This window comes from Altererythrobacter sp. GH1-8 (assembly GCF_043702085.1).
GTDB lineage: Bacteria > Pseudomonadota > Alphaproteobacteria > Sphingomonadales > Sphingomonadaceae > Erythrobacter.
This window is the reverse complement of record NZ_CP171690.1, coordinates 494,846-513,737: the sequence shown is the minus strand read 5'-3', so window position 1 is coordinate 513,737 and position 18,892 is coordinate 494,846. Positions and strand designations below refer to the sequence as shown.

The 18,892-nt window shown below is 61.4% G+C and carries 20 protein-coding genes; 13 read left to right on the top strand and 7 right to left on the bottom strand.

Annotated elements, in window-relative coordinates:
* Window positions 1-27: 27 nt before the first annotated feature.
* The 3 genes from ACG9DO_RS02505 to ACG9DO_RS02495 all read right to left on the bottom strand — a co-directional run bounded on the left by ACG9DO_RS02505 (window position 28) and on the right by ACG9DO_RS02495 (window position 2,199).
* Window positions 28-558, bottom strand: a complete 531-nt coding sequence (locus ACG9DO_RS02505; protein ID WP_394730153.1) for an ExbD/TolR family protein — start codon at window positions 556-558, stop codon at window positions 28-30.
* 131 nt (window positions 559-689) lie between these two features.
* Window positions 690-1,478 carry a MotA/TolQ/ExbB proton channel family protein gene (locus tag ACG9DO_RS02500; protein ID WP_394730152.1) on the bottom strand — a complete coding sequence of 263 codons (789 nt, stop codon included), beginning with the start codon at window positions 1,476-1,478 and terminating at the stop codon, window positions 690-692.
* A 67-nt stretch (window positions 1,479-1,545) separates the two neighbouring features.
* Window positions 1,546-2,199: an energy transducer TonB gene (locus ACG9DO_RS02495; RefSeq protein WP_394730151.1), complete on the bottom strand. Its 654-nt coding sequence runs from the start codon at window positions 2,197-2,199 to the stop codon at window positions 1,546-1,548.
* A gap of 203 nt (window positions 2,200-2,402) precedes the next feature.
* Between ACG9DO_RS02495 and ACG9DO_RS02490 the strand changes: the two genes are divergently transcribed.
* The 3 genes from ACG9DO_RS02490 (at window position 2,403) to ACG9DO_RS02480 (ending at window position 4,902) form a co-directional block, all read left to right on the top strand.
* Window positions 2,403-2,570 (top strand): hypothetical protein, encoded by a 168-nt coding sequence (locus ACG9DO_RS02490; RefSeq protein WP_394730150.1) that lies wholly within the window; start codon window positions 2,403-2,405, stop codon window positions 2,568-2,570.
* A 34-nt stretch (window positions 2,571-2,604) separates the two neighbouring features.
* Window positions 2,605-3,447, top strand: coding sequence for a hypothetical protein (locus tag ACG9DO_RS02485; protein WP_394730149.1), 843 nt, complete (start codon window positions 2,605-2,607; stop codon window positions 3,445-3,447).
* A 138-nt stretch (window positions 3,448-3,585) separates the two neighbouring features.
* Window positions 3,586-4,902, top strand: coding sequence for a homoserine dehydrogenase (locus ACG9DO_RS02480; RefSeq protein WP_394730148.1), 1,317 nt, complete (start codon window positions 3,586-3,588; stop codon window positions 4,900-4,902).
* Here ACG9DO_RS02480 and ACG9DO_RS02475 read toward each other — a convergent pair.
* Window positions 4,862-5,437, bottom strand: a complete 576-nt coding sequence (locus tag ACG9DO_RS02475; protein ID WP_394730147.1) for a hypothetical protein — start codon at window positions 5,435-5,437, stop codon at window positions 4,862-4,864. The genes ACG9DO_RS02480 and ACG9DO_RS02475 overlap by 41 nt on opposite strands.
* A gap of 121 nt (window positions 5,438-5,558) precedes the next feature.
* On the opposite strand from ACG9DO_RS02475, the gene glpX reads away from it, so the two are divergent.
* Both glpX and ACG9DO_RS02465 read left to right on the top strand, forming a co-directional pair.
* Window positions 5,559-6,566, top strand: coding sequence for a class II fructose-bisphosphatase (gene glpX / locus ACG9DO_RS02470; RefSeq protein WP_394730146.1), 1,008 nt, complete (start codon window positions 5,559-5,561; stop codon window positions 6,564-6,566).
* A gap of 145 nt (window positions 6,567-6,711) precedes the next feature.
* Window positions 6,712-7,347, top strand: coding sequence for a YitT family protein (locus tag ACG9DO_RS02465; protein WP_394730145.1), 636 nt, complete (start codon window positions 6,712-6,714; stop codon window positions 7,345-7,347).
* A gap of 10 nt (window positions 7,348-7,357) precedes the next feature.
* On the opposite strand, the gene ACG9DO_RS02460 is transcribed toward ACG9DO_RS02465, so the two are convergent.
* On the bottom strand, window positions 7,358-8,410 hold the full coding sequence (locus ACG9DO_RS02460) for a TIGR00341 family protein (RefSeq protein WP_394730144.1): 1,053 nt from the start codon (window positions 8,408-8,410) through the stop codon (window positions 7,358-7,360).
* Between the two features lie 219 nt (window positions 8,411-8,629).
* Between ACG9DO_RS02460 and ACG9DO_RS02455 the strand changes: the two genes are divergently transcribed.
* Window positions 8,630-9,565, top strand: coding sequence for a ribose-phosphate pyrophosphokinase (locus ACG9DO_RS02455; RefSeq protein ID WP_394730143.1), 936 nt, complete (start codon window positions 8,630-8,632; stop codon window positions 9,563-9,565).
* Window positions 9,566-9,789: 224 nt separating this feature from the next.
* Here the strand turns inward: ACG9DO_RS02455 and ACG9DO_RS02450 are convergent, their stop codons facing one another.
* A complete protein-coding gene (locus ACG9DO_RS02450) occupies window positions 9,790-10,860 on the bottom strand; it encodes a helix-turn-helix domain-containing protein (protein ID WP_394730141.1) in 1,071 nt (356 codons plus the stop codon).
* Window positions 10,861-10,936: 76 nt separating this feature from the next.
* Complete coding sequence (locus ACG9DO_RS02445) at window positions 10,937-11,917, bottom strand: helix-turn-helix domain-containing protein (protein WP_394730140.1); 981 nt, start codon at window positions 11,915-11,917, stop codon at window positions 10,937-10,939.
* A gap of 86 nt (window positions 11,918-12,003) precedes the next feature.
* Here ACG9DO_RS02445 and ACG9DO_RS02440 point away from each other — a divergent pair, with 86 nt between their 5' ends.
* From ACG9DO_RS02440 to pheT, 7 genes are all read left to right on the top strand, one after another.
* Window positions 12,004-12,810, top strand: coding sequence for an inositol monophosphatase family protein (locus tag ACG9DO_RS02440; protein ID WP_394730139.1), 807 nt, complete (start codon window positions 12,004-12,006; stop codon window positions 12,808-12,810).
* On the top strand, window positions 12,807-13,208 hold the full coding sequence (locus ACG9DO_RS02435; RefSeq protein ID WP_394730138.1) for a gamma-glutamylcyclotransferase: 402 nt from the start codon (window positions 12,807-12,809) through the stop codon (window positions 13,206-13,208). The genes ACG9DO_RS02440 and ACG9DO_RS02435 overlap by 4 nt, the downstream gene beginning before the upstream one ends.
* A gap of 431 nt (window positions 13,209-13,639) precedes the next feature.
* Window positions 13,640-13,843, top strand: a complete 204-nt coding sequence (rpmI, locus tag ACG9DO_RS02430; RefSeq protein WP_160733362.1) for a 50S ribosomal protein L35 — start codon at window positions 13,640-13,642, stop codon at window positions 13,841-13,843.
* Between the two features lie 82 nt (window positions 13,844-13,925).
* Complete coding sequence (gene rplT / locus ACG9DO_RS02425; RefSeq protein WP_394730137.1) at window positions 13,926-14,285, top strand: 50S ribosomal protein L20; 360 nt, start codon at window positions 13,926-13,928, stop codon at window positions 14,283-14,285.
* A 109-nt stretch (window positions 14,286-14,394) separates the two neighbouring features.
* Complete coding sequence (locus ACG9DO_RS02420; protein ID WP_394730136.1) at window positions 14,395-15,291, top strand: helix-turn-helix domain-containing protein; 897 nt, start codon at window positions 14,395-14,397, stop codon at window positions 15,289-15,291.
* A 74-nt stretch (window positions 15,292-15,365) separates the two neighbouring features.
* Window positions 15,366-16,499, top strand: coding sequence for a phenylalanine--tRNA ligase subunit alpha (pheS, locus tag ACG9DO_RS02415; RefSeq protein WP_394730135.1), 1,134 nt, complete (start codon window positions 15,366-15,368; stop codon window positions 16,497-16,499).
* Window positions 16,496-18,883 (top strand): phenylalanine--tRNA ligase subunit beta, encoded by a 2,388-nt coding sequence (gene pheT, locus ACG9DO_RS02410; protein ID WP_394730134.1) that lies wholly within the window; start codon window positions 16,496-16,498, stop codon window positions 18,881-18,883. The genes pheS and pheT overlap by 4 nt, the downstream gene beginning before the upstream one ends.
* Window positions 18,884-18,892: the final 9 nt, after the last annotated feature.

Genomic DNA, 18,892 nt, shown 5'->3' with positions numbered 1-18,892 from the left:
TATGTCTCCTAAGTTTCTGTCTGCGGCTTAGATGCCGGGCTCGACCGGGTTGGAGATGAAGCCAACCGTCGGATAGCCAGCAGCCTGGACGTTGTAGATCGAGCCTGCGATGCAGCGCCACGGCGCGTTCACGTCGCCGCGAATGTGCACCTGCGGAATCAGATCCGGATCCTTCATGATCTGCTCTGCACCGCCCGCACGCTGAACGATCGCGTCAAGCCGCTCAAACGCCCTGTCGTAGAGCTCTTCCGAGGTCACCGGCGTGATATTGTTGAAATACACGCGGCACTCTCCGCTCCGCGATGCACCTTCATAGCCAGGCTCGCCCGCGCTGCGCCCAGCCGCATCCGTGGTGCTGACCGTCAGCAGCAGGTTTTCAACCTTATCCTTCGACTCGATCGATTCCATGACCGGGATCTGCAGCTTTTCGATCGTCTGGATCGCCACCGGAACCGCGATGAGGAAGATGATCAGAAGCACCAGCATCACGTCCACCAGCGGCGTGGTGTTGATGTCTGACATGGGGGTATCGCCCCCGCCTCCCATCGAAATCGCCATTGTACAGTCCTATTCTTGTTTCAATGCTTGGTGCGATCAGGCTTTGGCGAGCCTTGGCCTGATCGCGGCTTCCCGAGGGGATCGGAAGGCGGCAGGTATGCTCTGAGCGTCCCTGCCGCCTGCCAGATCAATCAGGACTTGGTTGGCACGCCGCCAGTTGTGGTCGCCGGGCGAGCCGCAGGCTTGGCCGCCGGTGCTGCGCCAACGGCTGGCTTGATCGCGCCGTCCGAGCCCATGTAAGCGAGCAGGTCGGTCGAGAAACCGTTCATGGCTTCTGCGATGCGGCGGTTGCGGCTCTGCAGCCAGTTGAAGGCAAGCACTGCAGGCACAGCAACGAACAGACCGATCGCGGTCATGATCAGCGCTTCACCAACCGGACCTGCGACCTTGTCGATCGAAGCCGAACCGGCGATGCCGATGTTGATCAGCGCGCGGTAGATACCGATAACCGTACCGAGCAGACCGATGAACGGCGCCGTTGCGCCGACGGAAGCGAGGAACGGCAGGCCGCCAGCGAGCTTCGCATTGATCGAGTCTTCCGAAGCCTGAAGCGTACCGTGCAGGTAGTCATGCGCCTCACGCTTGTCGGTCATCTTGCCGTGGTCTTCATTCGCCTTCAGAGCGTCATCAACGAGCTGGCGCCATGCGCTGTTCTTTTCCAGCTTGGTCGCGCCTTCCTTGATGCTGCCCGCGCGCCAGAAATTCTGGCGAACGGCCTTGTACTGGTTCATGATCTTGCGCTGCTCGAGCAGCTTGGTGATCAGGATGTAGAATGAGCCAACGCTCATGATGATCATCACGGCAAGGATGAACCAGGCAACCGGGCCGCCCTGTTCCATGGCTTCCACGAAGCCAAACTTGTTCTCCGGAGCCGCTTCGGTCGCAGCAGCGGCCGCACCAGCAAGAAGTTCAATAATCATTGCGAAAAGTCCTCTTCAAAAAGTCCCCAAAAGGCTGCGGGTCGCACGTCACGACCACGCCGTCTAATTAGTTGAGTCGATAAACGATACGAGTTGACCAGCTGGCCGTGATCGGGTTGCCGGCAGCATCCAGCGCAGGATCGAAGCGGGCGTACCGCTGCATCCCCGCGCAGGCTGCTTCGTCAAGGATAGACGAGCCACTAGTTCCAGTGACGCGGCATCCTGACACGCGCCCATCCGGGCCAACCGAAACCGTGACGCCCACGGTGCCTTCCGTTTCCTCACGCAGAGCGCGAGAGGGATAGTTTTCCTGGATACGGGCGGCCCAGCGGTTCTGGCCCTTCGGCGAGACGCCACGCGCCTGCGATGGCGGAGCGGGCGGTGCCGGCGGCGGCACAACCAGAACCGGCGGCGAAGGCGGCGGGATCGTCGGCTGTGTCCGGATCGGCGGCGGAGCCGGTGCGATATTGATCGGCGGCGGAGGCGCAACCGGCGGCGGCGGCGTCTGCGGTTGATCAGGCGGTGGCGGAGGCGGTTCATCCTCCGGCTCAGGTGGCGGTGGTTCCTCGATATCAACAGTCGTCACACGCTCGATCACTTGTTTGGCCGCTTCGATAGCGAGCCCGGTGACCAGCATGTATCCAACCGCGACGTGAATCAAAGCAACGATCACAATCGCAACCATGCGATTGCCGCTCATCTCTTGGTCAGCGTAAGCCATCCAGTCGCTTTCTCTCCATTACTCTCGCCAGCGCAAACTGGCCTCTAGCCACCCCGCAAACGCGTGTCCGCGGAGCGTCGAAATACTCCAACTTTCTCCTGACCGGTTCACGCGGGGCGACCCGGCGCGCAAGCGAATCAGTCTCTCAAAACCGAGTTTTTTCGACCTCTTCCCTCGCTGAATTGCTGTCATTTCATGTCCCCATGACTGGCAATCCGGAAAAACGCTTTAACGGGCAAGCCATGCCCAAGCAAACGCTTTATCGGTTCAGCGGCGATTCAGTGCTTGTGGTCTTGAATGCATTGGATCAAGAAACGATCAGGGCCATGCTTGGAGAGCAAGCTCCTGATATTGGCTCATTAATAAGTTAACTTGCTGTTAGGATTTAGGTTTTTGCGAGAGCGATTGAAAATTTTCGCCATTGGAGTGGCGCTTGCCGCGGCGCCTTTCGCTGCCGTTTCTGCACAACCTTCGGCAGCGCAAATGGCGCAGCCTGACGGGCCGACATACGCTGATCTTGCGGCCCTCGCTGCTTCTGCCCAGCTTGTGATCCGGGCAGAGATTCGCAACCAGGCTGTGGTGAAACCCGAACGTGCGCCGGGCCTCGCGCCGGGCTATGCGCGGCTGTATGTCACCGCGCGCACGCAAGCGCTTGTCAGCGGACGCGTGCCCGTGGGCGAAGAGCTCACCTATCTCGCCGATGTTCCACTCAATGCCGATGGCAAGGTCCCCCGGCTCAGGCGCCTGCCTGTGATCCTGTTCGCGAACCCCGTGGCGAACAAGCCTGGCTCGATCCAGCTGGTTGCCTCGAGCGGCCAATTGCAGCACACACCCGCGCTTGAAGCGCGGATCCGGCCCATTCTGGCAGAGCTCGCGCAAGGCGATGTTCCCCCGGTTGTCACCGGTGTGCGCGACGCGTTTTCTGTGCGCGGAAATCTGGCCGGGGAGACGGAAACGCAGATCTTTCTGGATACCGAGGGCGGCACTCCTGCCTCGATCAGCGTGCTTCGCCGGCCGGGCCGCGCACCGGTTTGGGGTGTCTCGTGGGGTGAGATTATCGACGCGGCGGCCCTCCCGCCTGAGCCCCAGACAATCGGCTGGTTCCGGCTGGCCTGCTCTCTGCCAGAGCAATTGCCAGCGGCGGCGCTTTACAGTGAGGATTCGGGAATGCGGCGCCAGGCAGCGGCGGACTACATTCTGGTGAAGCAATCTCTGGGTCCCTGCGAGCGGCGCTTGCCTGCCATTTAGGCCGCATCGCGCCAAAGCCTGGCTTGCCCGTCAGCAAGACAATTCCTCTCCACAAGCGACACGTCTCGCGCTAGGGCGCAGCGTGAAAATGGAGGCGCGTGGGGAATCTGGCGTCTCGCGGATAAGGATAGCATCGCGATGAATGACACCCAGCCTCCCTTGCGGATTGCTCTGGCTGGCCTAGGCACTGTGGGGGGAGGGGTCATTCGCCTGCTCGATGCGAACCAGGACGTGATCGCCGCTCGTGCAGGGCGCGGAATTGTCGTGACGGCTGTCAGCGCACGCGACCGCTCCAGGGATCGCGGGGTGGACCTCTCGGGCTTTGGCTGGGAAGACGACATGACCGCGCTCGCAGGGCGCGACGATGTCGATGTGGTGGTCGAACTGGTCGGCGGAGCGGACGGTCCAGCGCTGGCGCTTGCCCGCGCAACACTGGAATGCGGGAAGGGTTTTGTCACCGCGAACAAGGCGATGATCGCACACCATGGCCTGGCGCTGGCTGAACTTGCCGAAGCACGCGATGTCCCGCTGAAGTTCGAGGCGGCCGTGGCGGGCGGCATTCCCGTGGTGAAGGGCCTGCGCGAGGGGACCTCTGCCAACCGGCTTGAGCGGATTTACGGCATTCTCAACGGGACCTGCAATTACATTCTCTCGACGATGGAAGACACCGGCGCGGACTTTGCCGAGACGCTGGCTGATGCACAGCGGCTGGGTTATGCCGAAGCCGATCCGAGCTTTGACATCGATGGCGTCGATGCGGCTCACAAGCTCGCGATCCTCGCGGCGATCGGGTTCGGTGCGGAAATCGATTTCGCCAGTGTCCGCACCACTGGCATCACCCGGATTACGGCTGCAGACATCTCGCAGGCGGACACGCTGGGCTATGTCATTCGGCTGATTGCCGAGGCCGATGTTGAGTACACGGACGGCGGAGCGCGCCTGCTGCAGCGGGTCCGGCCATGTCTGGTCTCGAAAGCGCACCCGCTGGCTCCGGTCGATGGCCCGACCAATGCTGTCGTTGCGGAAGGCAATTTCTCCGGACGCCTGCTGTTTCAGGGCGCAGGCGCGGGGGAAGGCCCGACCGCGAGCGCCGTCGTCGCGGACCTGATCGATATCGCGCGCGATGAAGTGGGCGCGCCGCTCTCGATACCGGTTTCACAGCTCGTCAAGATGCCGCCGGTTGAGCCGGGGCACCGGGTTGGATCGAACTATCTGCGCTTTACCGTGGCGGACCGCCCCGGCGTGCTGGCCGAGATCACCGCCGCGATGCGCGACGCGGACGTGTCCATCGAAAGCCTGATCCAGACCGGCCGCACCGGCGACGGCGGCGATGTGCTCGTCGCGATGGTGACGCATGAAGGGCCGGAGAAGTCCGTCACGCACGCGCTCAGCCTGCTGGAAGGTTCGGAGAGCCTTACGGCCCCTCCTCTGGTGCTTCCAATCCTGCCGGATTAGGTTCGGGCATGGTTTCGGGCAGGCCCAACTCCCCTGCTGTGGGCGGTGTGCCCCTTTCATTACCAATCGGAGGAAGCCCCCGCGCGATGCGGTCCGCATCTGAACCTGGCGGCGCCTCTGGCAGGGCTTCGATATCGATGAACAGCGCTGCTTCCTTGGGGCACGGCGGGATCAGGCACAGGCCCGACACTGAGGCCGGACCGCGAAAGATACCATCGCCTGCAACGTCGGGCGCTTGTGGATCGTTCGCAAAGGCGGTTTCTTCTGCATACCTCTTGCGCGCGCTTTCCCGGCCGGTTGTCAGAAACTCACGCGGGTCCTGCTTGCGGCGGCAAACGATGATCTCGCCCGAGATGATGGCAGCTTCCTGTTCTTCGGTGCAGTCCTCGAACGGAGGAGGCGGGCCGTAGAGTCGGTCCGCATCGGCAAGGACATCGACCACAGCGCCTGTTGAATCAGCCCTGGCGTCCTTTTCCTGCGCGCTGGCAGTGCATGACAGGCCAGCCAGCAAGATTGGTGCTAAAAGGCGTGTCACCCCGGGCCATATCCTCTCTGCCATGCTCGACAAGCAGGCCTGCTTGTGGCTAAGCGCTGATGCAAATTCGCGTGTCACACGACTTCGCTTCCTCCATGCAATGCAAAGGGCTGAATTCCCCATGAATGCTAACGACAATCCTGACCTGATGGCCAATAAGCCCACCCACGAGAATGCACTCGACCGCGTGCTGGTTCTGGAAATGGTACGCGTTACCGAAGCGGCGGCGGTGGCAGCCTCCAGGCTGATTGGCCGAGGGGATGAGAAAGCGGCTGATGCAGCGGCGGTAGAAGCGATGCGCAAGGCATTCGACACGCTCTACATGGACGGGACCGTGGTGATCGGTGAAGGCGAGCGCGACGAAGCGCCCATGCTCTATATTGGCGAGAAGGTCGGCGGCGCTCCGGGCAAGGGTCCGAAGATCGATATCGCGCTCGATCCGCTCGAAGGGACGACCATCACGGCCAAGGCAGGCCCCAACGCGCTTGCGGTGCTTGCGGCGGCTGAGGAAGGCAACCTTCTCAACGCGCCTGACACTTACATGGACAAGATTGCGGTCGGACCCGGTTATCCGCACGATGTGATCGACCTCGCAAAATCGCCCACGGAAAACGTCAAATCGGTAGCGGCCGCAAAGGGCGTTTCACCCGGTGATATCATCGTTTGTGTGCTCGACCGCCCCCGCCATGCGGACCTGATTGCCGAGCTGCGCGGGCTCGGTTGCGGGGTCGTGCTGATCGGCGATGGCGATGTTGCCGGCGTTATCGCGGTGACGGATGAGGACACCACCATCGACATGTATATGGGCCAGGGCGGCGCGCCTGAAGGCGTTCTTGCGGCGGCTGCGCTGCGCTGCGTGGGCGGTCAGTTCAACGGGCGGCTGGTGTTCCGCAACGAAGATGAGAAGGCACGCGCGCGCCGGCTTGGCATCACCGATTTCGACCGCATCTACAAGCTCGAAGACCTCGCCAAGGGCGACTGCATCTTCGCGGCAACGGGCGTCACTTCAGGCTCGCTGCTTGACGGGGTCAAGCGGCTGCGCAGCGGCAAGATGACGACCCATAGCGTGGTAATGCGCGCCAGTTCTGGCACGGTCAGGTGGATCAGAGGTGAGCATCGGGTCAAATAACGAACGCATGGCGTTCGAAAGGGCGACTGCCCGCCCGCAGCGAAGCGATCTTTGATCGCGAAAGCGAGGAAATCCAAGTGAACGGATATGAACGCCGACGCCTGGGGCCAAACAACAAGCCCGAACACAGGGTAAATCAAGAAGGGTGAGCGAAAGCCAGCCTTCGCCTGAAGAACCTGTCCGCCACACGCTTCTCGAAGATGCGCTGGCACTTGTAGTCGGCTGCATTTTCGTGGCGACAGGCCTCGCGATCCTTCATGCGGCAGGGCTGGTTGCTGGCGGGATGGCAGGCACGGCGCTGCTGGTCTCGCAATTCGTACCGCTTGCACCCGGATTGCTGCTGGGCCCCTTGACCGTGCCTTTCCTCGTGCTTGGCTATTTCGCGATAGGTCCATTATTCGCCTTGCGCACCGTGCTCGCCAGTATCGGGATCGCAGCACTTTCCTTAGTGGTGGAAGACACCGTGAGGCTCGGTGTCGACAGTCCGCTGGTCGCAGCGATTGCGGGCGGCACCCTGCTTGGGCAGGGTATGTTGATGCTGGTCCGGCACGGCACCGGCCTTGGCGGGTTCGGCGTGCTCGCTGTCTGGCTCTTGAACCGGTTCGGCTGGCCGATTGGACGGACAGCGATTGCGGTTGATGTGCTTGTTCTCGGCGTGAGTGCGGTATTCCTTGAGCTTGCGCCCTTGCTTTGGTCGAGCCTGTGCGCCCTGATCATGGGCGCAATCGTGTTCCTGTGGCACCGTCCGGGCGTTTACGTCGGCGCATCACGCATGGGGTAGTAAGAGGCGCTCAACCGATCTCGCCGAAGTAAGACAGAAGCGCATCCCAAGAGCCCCAGCCGAGAAAGATTCTGCCCGCCATCATCGAGGTGAGCGCGATCAGGACAAATGCCCAAATCGCCAGGATACCGCCCGTAAGTCTCCAACTCTTCGGCGGTAGCCCCTGTATGAGAAACATGGCGATGCCAGCGACATTCACGCACACCAGGTTGACCACGAACAGGAACATCGCATTGGCCCCGGCGACAAGGTATCCGGCACCGGTGTAGATGCCCGCTGCGGCCAATGGCGGGACAAGGGCTACCGCGATCATGACGCCGACCAGAGCGAGAGATGCCCCGCGACTGAACGCCAGCACGCCAGCGGCACCGCAAGCCAGGGCCAAAGCCACGTCGGAAAGCTGGACTGCAGTCCGGTTTCTCAGTTCAGGCACAAGGGGATCGATCGCGACAAGTTGGCCGATTACCCAGCCTGCCAGGACCGCGACCAGGCAACCAATTCCAAGGGTGAATGCAGATTGCTTGCCGAGCTTGCTGTTGCCGACCGTCGCTGCCAGCGCCAGGCCCATGGTCGGTCCGAGCAGCGGTGCGATGATCATGGCGCCGATGACGACCGCTGTCTGTCCGCTGCGCATGCCGAGGCCGGCGATTATGGCCGAAAGGCCAACCGTAAGCAGGTAGGAAGGGCGGACATGGATGCTTTCCTCGATGTCCTCGTATAGCTCGTCGGTGCTGAGGCGATCCCGGCTGAAAAAGCGTTCCAGTGCGTTGGGCGGGGGAAGATCCCTGTCCAGCAGAAGTTCGGTATCGGACGTTTCATGGACCGGCGGCATCACCGCTTCTAGTTTCATCACGCAAACCGTGAAGGAATCGAGCGCATCAAACGCATTTTCGAGTTCTTCAAGCAGGCGCTCAGTGTACCGCTGCTGCACAATGCAGCTGTATTTTTCCTGCCCACCGGGGACCGTCTCGCGCCAGTACCTCCTGGTATGGCGCGGCAGAATTTCCTCCAGCCGCCCGATCTGGCTATCCGGCAGATAGATATGAACGAGCCGTGCGGACATGGCACCTCAGCTAGACAGCAACGTGATCGAGGCTTTGTGCATCATCAAGAATCCCCGACAACATGATGGCCCAAAATCACGGTGGAATAAACCGGCTTGAGTTTCTCCTTGCACATGATCAAGCGCCTCACTTGACGACAACTCCAATCTGCTCTGTTGCAATGCCGTGACACTCGGCTAGGCGATAAGAGAAAGACTTGCTGCGGGGATTCGGAACCGATGAAGATCATGTCCGGCAATTCAAACTTGCCGCTCGCCCGGGCGATTGCCGCCTATCTTGAAATGCCGCTCACTGATGCCAGCGTCCGGCGCTTTGCCGACGAAGAGATCTTTGTCGAGATCAACGAGAATGTGCGGGGCGAGGACGTGTTTCTCGTTCAGCCGACGAGCTTTCCGGCGAACGACAATCTGATGGAGCTGCTGATCTGCATCGATGCGCTGAAACGCGCGTCGGCCAAGCGGATCACCGCCGTCGTGCCCTACTTCGGCTATGCTAGGCAGGACCGTAAGCCCGGCCCGCGCACGCCGATCTCGGCGAAGCTGGTCGCAAACCTGATCACTGAGGCCGGTGCTGACCGCGTCCTCGCGGTGGACCTTCATGCAGGGCAGATCCAGGGTTTCTTCGACATCCCGACCGACAACCTTTACGCAGCGCCCGTGATGGCGGCGGATATTCAGGCCCGCTACGGCGACCAGGACCTGATGGTAGTGTCCCCTGATGTCGGCGGCGTGGTTCGCGCAAGGGCGCTCGCCAAGCGGCTCGACAACGCGCCGCTCGCGATCGTCGACAAGCGCCGCGACCGGCCGGGCGAAAGCGAAGTCATGAACATCATCGGCGATGTGCAGGGGCGGCACTGCATCCTGATCGACGACATCGTCGATTCGGGCGGCACGCTGTGCAATGCGGCGCAGGCCTTGCTCGATGAGGGCGCGAAATCGGTTGCGGCCTATATTACCCATGGGGTCCTTTCCGGGGGGGCAGTGGCACGGGTTGAAAGCTCTGCGCTCAAGGAATTGGTCATCACAGACAGCATCCGTCCGACCGATGCAGCAAGCGCAGCGGAGCGCATCCGAATTCTCACCATTGCGCCGCTGGTCGGTGAAGCGGTGCGCCGAATTGCCGACGAGAGTTCTGTTTCCAGCCTGTTTGACTGACGGTCCTATCGCACGGCCCATGATCCCCGATGCATTTTGGGGGTGGTGCTTTGCAAAACTCAAGCTAGTCTTGCGTCTTCACGTTGAGCTTGGGGGAGAGAAACGTGCGATTGTCGCCAAAAACATACGGGTCAGCGCTCGCTGTCTGGGCATTCGTGGTCTGCGTCGTGGCGCTTAATTCCTAGACGTCGCCCGCAGCACTTGCGTCTCGCGCAATCCTGAATTTACTGCGCTTCCCACGGGCGTTTTTCGCCCGGTGCGATGCGCTTGAGCTCTTCAAGCCGTCGCGCTTGCCGCGTCTCCAGTGTAATGGTCATAAGCGGGTGCGGGGTTGAACGGAACGCTGCGGGCGTATTCGCGAAAAAGGCCTGGAATTCGCGGATCAGGTGCGACTGGTCGAAATAGCGCAGCAGCAGTTCCTGCTCTTCATTTTCGTCTGCCACACCACACAATTGCGCCGCTAGATCAAGCGCACGAGCCCGGCGCAGGACCTTCTTGGGCGACATGCCGAAATCCCGCTTCACGATCCGCTCTAGCTGGCGCAGGCTGATCCCCTGCTCTTCTGCAACATCGCCCGGCGCGATGTTGGGGTCCATGAATGCCGCATGCTCGAATGCAGTGGACACGGGATCGGGCGGTTCCGGGTCGAGCCGCTTGATCAATGCGCGCAGGCGCTCCTCCATCCGCACATTCCAGTCTTGCGGAGTGCCGCTGGCTGGATATTCCTCTGCCATATTCGTTTCGACGAGACCCAGCGGGTCGCCGCGAACGATCCGGTCGACCATGTCTGGCATGGAATGCGCGGTCAGTCTGGCCAGCGCGCCGGGTCTGAGGCCAACCCCGATCGCAACGACCGGGCCGGTACACGTCAATGGCATATAACGTGAGTGCGGGCCGAACAGCAGCGCTTCATCCTTGTAAACGCCGTCCCCGTCCTTGCTCAGCGCGGTCCAGCGTCCGCGCTGCACGATCCTTTGATAGGCGAGATCATTGCACATGCCGCAGACGATCTTGTGGTCGTCATCGGTTTCAATGCGAGCGGCGACAAGGCGTGCGAACCATGGGCGCAGGTCATTAGCGGGCTCCCGATTGGCCGAGAGGGGAGACCCCCTCGTGCTGGTCCCAGAGCGCGGGTCCAGTCCATCCAGACTTTCATGCTTGCTGCCACGGGCAGTCTTCTTGTTCATGCGACCTCGCCATGCATGACCAGTCTCGCCGCCTTCCGGCACCCAGCCTGATCGACCCTGTCCTGCTCCTCGTTCTTCCTGCTCTTTCCACTTTTTTTGTTCAGCCAATCCTAGGCTCTATTGAAATCTAACTGTCCAAGCAATGTTTTCAGGCTTTTGGTCGCTAATGGCCGAGGCCGCGAGACTACACCCGCCACGGCGGGGGTGCCCCCGGCGCGGCCCGTCCCAGAACCTCCAGGCGGCGCGCCTGCCGCGATTCAAGGGTGAGGGTCATGAACGGCTGCGGCGTGTTGGCGAATTGTCGCGGGGTCATCCCGAAGTAATTGCGAAATTCGCGAATCATGTGCGACTGGTCGAAGAACTTGAGCGCAGCCTCTTCCTCCTCGCGGTTGTCCGCCACTCCGCGCAGATGCGCCGCGATGTCCAGCACCCGGGCCCGGCGCAGGACTTGCTTTGGGGTCATCCCGTAGGCCTTCTTGATCGTCCGTTCGAGCGTGCGCCTTTCGATGCGGTGGTGTTCGGCAAATTCAGCGATCGCCAAGTTGGGATCGGCAAAGGCGGCCTTGTCGAATTCCTCGATCACCGGATCGGGCCTCTTGCCGCCGGTCACTGCCAGCAGGTCGCGGAACAGGGATTCCGCCACCTTGAGCCAGCGTTCGACCGGACCTTCAGGGTCGAACCATTCGATCATCTGTGCGCTCGAACCCCATTCCTTGTGACCATAGATGTGGTCATAGAGGATGATCCGATCGAGCGTGTCGGACACATTGGGGCCCTTCAGCGCAGGCACGGCGCCGGGTGTCAAGGCCACCCCGACTGACGCGAAGCTGCCTTTGACAGTAACGGGCATCCGCTTGGTCTGCGCACCAAAGAACAACGCTGAAGGACCGTAGCGGCCGATTCCGTCGCGGGTTTGCGCTGTCCAGTCCCCGCAGAACAGCACGCGCAATACCGGCGTATCTGACAGAAGGCCGCAACTCAGTGTGTCCTCGGCGCCCATCTCGACCTTGGTGGCATAGACGCGGGCCACCCAGGGCGCGAGATCCTCGGCCGGCGCACGATTGTTGGAAAGCGGCTCGCCATCGCGCGTATGCCCAAGCGCGGAATGCAAAGCGGGCTTGAGCTTCGCATTCTGAGCGCCCTTGTGTGCTTTTGCGATGGCCATTTGTTTTGCCCCCATGGCAAATCCCCGCCACAAGTGGCTAAGAGAATCGACGAGCCTGAACCTGAACATAACGGTAAGAACCAGAAATGACAGCACAAGACATGGCCTTGGCCCAGCGGCTGGCTGATGCTGCGGGCGAGGTGATCCGCCCGCTCTTTCGCGGAAACTGGCAGGCAGAGGAGAAAGAGGACTTCTCTGCCGTGACAGAAGCAGACCGGGCGGCAGAGGCAGCGATGCGTGCCATTCTCGAGGTTGAGCGGCCTCATCACGGCATAATCGGCGAGGAATACGGCATCACTCGCGAAGGCGCTTCGCATAGCTGGGTGCTTGATCCGATCGACGGAACGCAAAGCTTTGTCGCAGGGCGGCCTATCTTCGGGACGCTGATCGCGCTGGTGCAGGATGGCTTTCCGATCATCGGGGTGATCGACCAGCCTATTCTGGGCGAGCGCTGGGTGGGCGTCATCGGACAGGGCACGACGTTCAACGGCAAGCCGGTTTCGACCCGCCGCTGCCGCAGCCTTGAAGGTGCGAGCGTCGCCACCACCAGCCCTCACGCCTTTGCTGAAAGCGAAGTCGATGCCTATTTGCGGGTCGTTGCCAAGGCTTACCCCAAGCGGCCCTATCCGGTTTATGGCGGTGATTGTTACAATTACGGCCTGCTTGCGTCAGGCCATCTCGACGTGGTGATCGAAAGCGGTCTGAAACTGCATGATTATGCTGCGCTCGTCCCGGTGGTCGAAGGCGCGGGCGGGATGATGAGCGATTGGCAGGGCAATCCCCTGGATGCGGACAGCGACGGGACAGTCCTGGCTCTGGGTGAACCTGCGCGGCTGGAAGACGTGCTCGAAGCGATGAGCGGAGCGGACGCTTCGCACTCGCACGACCATTGAGACATATCTTCTTATATGGCGTGTTGCGGGCGGATGTTGCGCAATGGCCGTTCCTTGCCGGGCTGGGCCCCGGCCAGCCCGCAGCAACACGCGGCACGCTCCATGCGGTCCCCGATCCGAATGGCTGGTATCCGGCGCTCACCCAAGGCGACACAACCGTACACGGTGTGTGTCACGAGGTTGGCGCAGTGGATATTACCGCAATTGATGCGTTTGAAGGAAGTGAATACTCGCGGCGTGAAATTGCAGTAAGCCTGGCCGACGCGGCCATGATTACGGCAACTGCCGACGCCTATATCTGGAACGCCTCCCTGCCGGCCGGTGCCGTGCTGATCCGGGACGGTGATTTTGCCCGATGGCTGATTGAAACGGGGCATCAGCCTTTCGCGGATATCTAGCGATTTCCTACTGCCGCTTGCGTGCGGCATTGTTGCGCGATGCCGAAAATTCACCATTCAATCTCGCTTCAACCGGCAGCAGAGGCGGATCGCCCGCTGAATTTTCTTCTTCAGGACTGTGTAACATGCGTATCCAACATAAAGGAAAGTGCATGTCCTTGCTTTGCTATCAGTGAAGTGTGCAAGCTTTCGCTTGGTCACGGCAGTCAAAGGCCGACTGGCCGTCCGCAGCGAGGGCAGCTTGCCTGCCCGGAAGCGAGGAAAGCCAAGTGAGCGGATGCGAACGCCGGCGCATGAGGCCCAGAAAGGCTTGCATATGGATGCAAGCCGACATAAACGCGCGTCCTTCAACGACACGAATCAATGGATCGGCCTGGCTATCAAGGGCTGCCAGGGCTGATTGGACGTGTCTCTGATTTTAGGAGATGAAAATGCCCAAGCTTAAGACCAAGAGCGGTGTGAAGAAACGCTTCAAGCTCACCGCTACCGGCAAGGTCAAGCATGGTGTCGCTGGCAAGCGTCACCGCCTGATCAGCCACAATGCGAAGTATATCCGCCAGAACCGCGGCACCACTGTCTTGTCGGAAGCCGACACGAAGACAGTCAAGAAGTGGGCGCCCTACGGGCTGGATTGATTTGAACGGCTTTTAGCCGCGTGGGCGGCCTGGCCAAGGACCGGACGGATGTCCGGGACGCACCAAACAAAAGGATTACACTATGCCTCGCATCAAACGCGGCGTGACCACACGCCAGAAGCACAAGCGGCTGCTCGACCAGGCCAAGGGCTATCGCGGCCGTCGTAAAAACACCATTCGCATCGCGCGTCAGGCCGTCGAGAAGGCTGGCCAGTACGCTTATCGCGACCGCAAGATCAAGAAGCGCAATTTCCGTGCGCTCTGGATCCAGCGTATCAACGCAGCAGTGCGCGCTGAAGGCCTGACCTATTCGCAGTTCATGCACGGCGTGAAGCTTGCAGGGATCGAACTCGACCGTAAGGTCATGGCCGACCTCGCGATGAACGAAGGCGCTGCCTTCACTGCGATCATCAAGCAGGCCAAGGACGCTCTGCCCGCGTAACCGCGGAACGGCTTTCCTACATTTGCAAAGGGGCGTTAGGGCATCGGCTCTGGCGCCCCTTTTGCATTACCATTTGTAGAATCGCGCCCGTTCATGCACACGGCCCGCAATGGCACGTGAGAACGCTAACAGGGACGCACAATTGTCGTACAAGGTGCGCAGCGGATTCTTCGTACCGCCGGATCGGTTCGCGGGCTGCTTCACGACTTTCTACCGGGCGGTCCTGGAAGTCGAAGATGGCGGTCTGGTGACCGATTATTTCCAGCCGGAATGGGGCACGATCCGGTTTTTCTCGGGCCACTTGCCAAGTGGGAGCATCGGCAGGTTTGAAGTAAGCGATGTGCGCTGCGCCGTCACGGGCCCGAGCAGCCGGCCGCTGAAATTCTTGGCCGGCACCTCGCGAACGTGGGGAATCGGCTTTCTCCCGCTCGGCTGGGCGCGCTTCGTTCGTGCAGAGGCAGCCGATCTTGCCAATATGGTTGCAGATGGGGAACAGCACCCGGCATTCGCACATCTGACTGGCCTGTGCGAGGTGTTGTGCGATCCTTCCGCGAGCGATGAGGAGCAGTTTTCGGCAATCGTCGAGACCATGGATGCGGCGATGGAGCCTACTCGCGATGATGAGAAAATTCGCCAGGTTCATCATGTCTTGATGGACGAAGATCTCAGCTCGGTTACTGATTTTGCGGAGCGATCAGGCATGAGTGCGCGCACGCTCGAGCGGGTCACGCGGCGCTATTTCGGTTTTACGCCCAAGCTCCTGATCCGGCGCCAGCGCTTCATGCGCAGCCTCGTACGCTTCATGCTCCATCCGGACAAGAAATGGACCGATGCGATGGACGGCCTCTATCACGACCAGGCGCAATTCAGCCGCGAATTTCGCCAGTTCATGACCATGAGCCCAAGCGAATATGCGCGCATCGATCATCCGATCCTCGATTCCCTGGTTGAGGCGCGGACCCGGATTTGGGGTTCCCCGGCACAGACGCTCGACAAACCGGACTGAATTCGCACTCTTCAAGGTTGGAAAGCGGGCCATTTCCCGCTAGCGCGCCCGCTTGACTGAGAAACACGAACGCCATGACCGATTTGACATCACAGAAACACGCAGCGCTCGGTGCGATTGCCGCAGCCGAAACGCTTGAGACGCTGGAAGAACAGCGCGTGGCCGCGCTCGGCAAGAAGGGCTGGGTGAGTCTCGCCTTGAAGACGCTTGGGGCAATGAGCCCGGAAGAGCGCGCTGAAGCAGCGCCTGCGATCCAGGCGGCGCGCGGCGCAATCGCCGATGCGCTCGAAGCGAAGAGGGAAGCCCTCGAGAGCGCGGCCCTCGAAGCGCAGCTCGCAAGCGAAACGCTCGACATGACTTTGCCGGCGGTGGAGGCCCCGCGCGGTTCGGTCCACCCGGTAAGCCAGGTGATGGACGAGCTTTCGGAAATCTTCGCCGACCTCGGCTTTGCGGTCGCGACAGGCCCGGAAATCGAGGACGACTGGCACAATTTCACTGCGCTCAACATGGATGAGAGCCATCCCGCGCGCGCCATGCACGACACGTTCTATTTCCCGGACAAGGCCTCAAGTAGCGAAGCGATAGGCCAGACAGAAAATGCGAACGGTAATTCCATGCTCTTGAGGACGCACACCTCGCCCGTGCAGATCCGGTCGATGGTGGAGCATGGTGCGCCGATCCGTATCATTGCGCCGGGCCGCGTTTATCGCTCGGACAGCGATGCGACGCATACGCCGATGTTTCACCAGGTCGAAGGCCTGGTCATCGACCGCGACATTCACCTCGGCCATTTGAAGTGGACGCTGGAGACCTTCCTCAAGGCCTTCTTTGAGCGCGACGATATCGTTCTGCGCCTGCGCCCGAGCTACTTCCCCTTCACCGAACCGAGCGTGGAGGTGGACGTCGGTTATGCCAATGAAGGTGGGCGCCGCGTTGTCGGCGGCAACGGCGATGATGAAGGTCACGACTGGATGGAGCTGCTTGGTAGCGGCATGGTCAATGCCCGCGTGATCGAAATGGCAGGGCTCGACCCGGATGAGTGGCAGGGCTTCGCCTGGGGCTTGGGTGTCGATCGCCTCGCGATGCTCAAATACGGGATGGATGATCTGCGCGCTTTCTTCGACGGCGATGTGCGCTGGCTCGACCACTACGGCTTCAGCCCGTTCGATCAGCCGACTCTGTCGGCAGGTGTGGGAGCGGCCTCATGAAGTTCTCGCTCACGTGGCTGAAAGACCATCTCGAAACCGATGCCTTGCCAAAGGAAATCGCGGATACGCTGAATGCTATCGGCCTCGAAGTCGAAGGGCTTGAGGATCCGGCGGAAAAGCTTGCGGGATTCCGCGTCGCGAAAGTGCTGACCGCTGCCCCGCATCCCGATGCGGACAAGCTGCAAGTTCTGACTGTAGACACCGGAGACGGCGATCCGCTGCAGGTCGTATGCGGCGCGCCTAATGCGCGCGCTGGCATGAAAGGCGTGCTGGGTCTGCCCGGCGCGGTCGTCCCGGCAAACGGCATGGAACTGCGCAAGAGCGCGATTCGCGGCGTCGAATCGAACGGCATGATGTGCTCTGTGCGTGAGCTTGAGCTGGGCGATGAGCATGATGGCATCATCGAGTTGCCGGATGATGCGCCGGTTGGCGAGAGCTTCGCGAGCTATCAGGGCACGAGCCCGGTGTTCGATGTCGCAATCACGCCCAATCGCCCGGATTGCATGGGCGTTTACGGCATCGCGCGCGATCTCGCTGCAGCGGGGCTTGGCACGTTGAAGCCGATTGCGATACCTGCCTTCGAAGCCTCCGGCCCGTGCCCGATCGAAATCCGCACGGATGATCCGGAAGGCTGCCCGGCCTTCTATGGCCGCGTCATCAAGGGGGTAAAAAACGGCCCGTCGCCCGACTGGCTGCAGCAGCGTTTGCTCAGCGCGGGCCAGCGTCCGATCTCGCTGCTGGTCGACCTCACCAATTACGTGATGCTCGCCTATGGCCGTCCGGCGCACGCCTATGACATGGCGAAGCTCACCGGCGCAGTGGTGGCTCGCCACGCGAAGGATGGCGAGGAGGTACTTGCGCTCAACGAGAAGACCTACACGCTCGACGATACCATGACGGTGATTGCGGATGACGCTGGCGTACATGACATTGCCGGGATCATGGGCGGCGAGGACTCAGGCGTCACGGAAGAGACGAGCGACGTGCTGCTGGAGATCGCCTACTTCACCCCGTCGCGCATCGGCGTGACAGGTCGCAAGCTTGGCCTTGCTTCCGACGCGCGCACCCGCTTCGAGCGCGGGGTTGATCCCGCATTTCTGGACGATGGTCTCGATCTGCTGACCGGCCTGATCGTGGAGCTGGCTGGCGGGACGGCGAGCGAGAAGGTCCATGCAGGTTCGCCGCCAAGCGCGCCGAAGGTGCTCACCTTCGATCCGGCAATGACGGCAAAGCTGGGCGGTGTAGACATCGCTCCCGACGAACAGAAGCGTATTCTTGAAAGCCTCGACTTCGAGGTTGGCAGCGACTGGCAAGTCACTTGTCCGCTGCGGCGTCACGACATCGAGGGCCCGGCTGATCTGGTCGAGGAAGTCGTGCGCATCCATGGTCTCGACAAGGTGGAAAGCGTCGCGCTGCCGCGTGTTGACGGTGTTGCGCGTCCAACCGCAACCCCGCTTCAGGTGATCGAGCGCAAGCTCCGCCGCGCGGCGGCGGCAAGCGGGTTCCATGAGGCTGTAACCTGGTCCTTCCTGCCTGCCGATGAAGCCGAGCATTTTGCCGATGGCGAAGAGCTTTGGACGCTCGACAATCCGATCAGCGAAGACATGAAGGTGATGCGGCCTTCGCTGCTCCCGGGCCTCATCAGCGCGGCCAAGCGTAATCTCGATCGCGGAGCTGCCGGCTTGCGCCTGTTCGAAATTGGGCGACGTTACTTCCGCGGCAAGGATGGCGCGAGCGACGAGCGACCGACGCTCGGCGTGATCATGGCGGGCGAGAAGGACGCGCGCCGTTGGCTCTCCGGAAAGGCGACCAGGTTCGATGCCTATGATGCAAAGTCAGTCGCGCGCGCTCTGCTCGCAGAGGCAGGTGCGCCGGTGAACAGCCTTATGACCATGGGTGAAGCTGGCTCTCAATTCCATCCCGGCCAGTCTGCGACCTTGCGGTTGGGGCCGAAGAACGTGCTTGCGCGTTTCGGAATGCTCCATCCAGCAACGCTCAAGGCGTTCGATGTCGATGGGCCAGTCGCGGCGGTTGAGATTTTCCTCGACGCGATCCCTGAGAAGAAGAATGCGAGCTTCGCGCGTAGCTCCTACGCGCCGCCTGCCTTGCAAGCGGTGAAACGCGACTTTGCGTTCCTCGTGCCGCAGGACTTGCGTGCCGCCGATCTGGTGCGCGCGGTTGGCGGAGCGGACAAGAGCAACATCGTCGGCGCGCGCGTGTTCGACGTGTTCCAGGGCGAAGGCGTACCCGAAGGCAAGAAGTCGATCGCGCTCGAAGTCACGCTGCAACCGCAGGACAAGAGCTACAAGGACACAGACCTGAAGGCGATCTCCGATGCGATTGTGGCGGCTGCGGCGAAGCAGGGGGCGGAGCTGCGCGGCTAATCCGCTGGA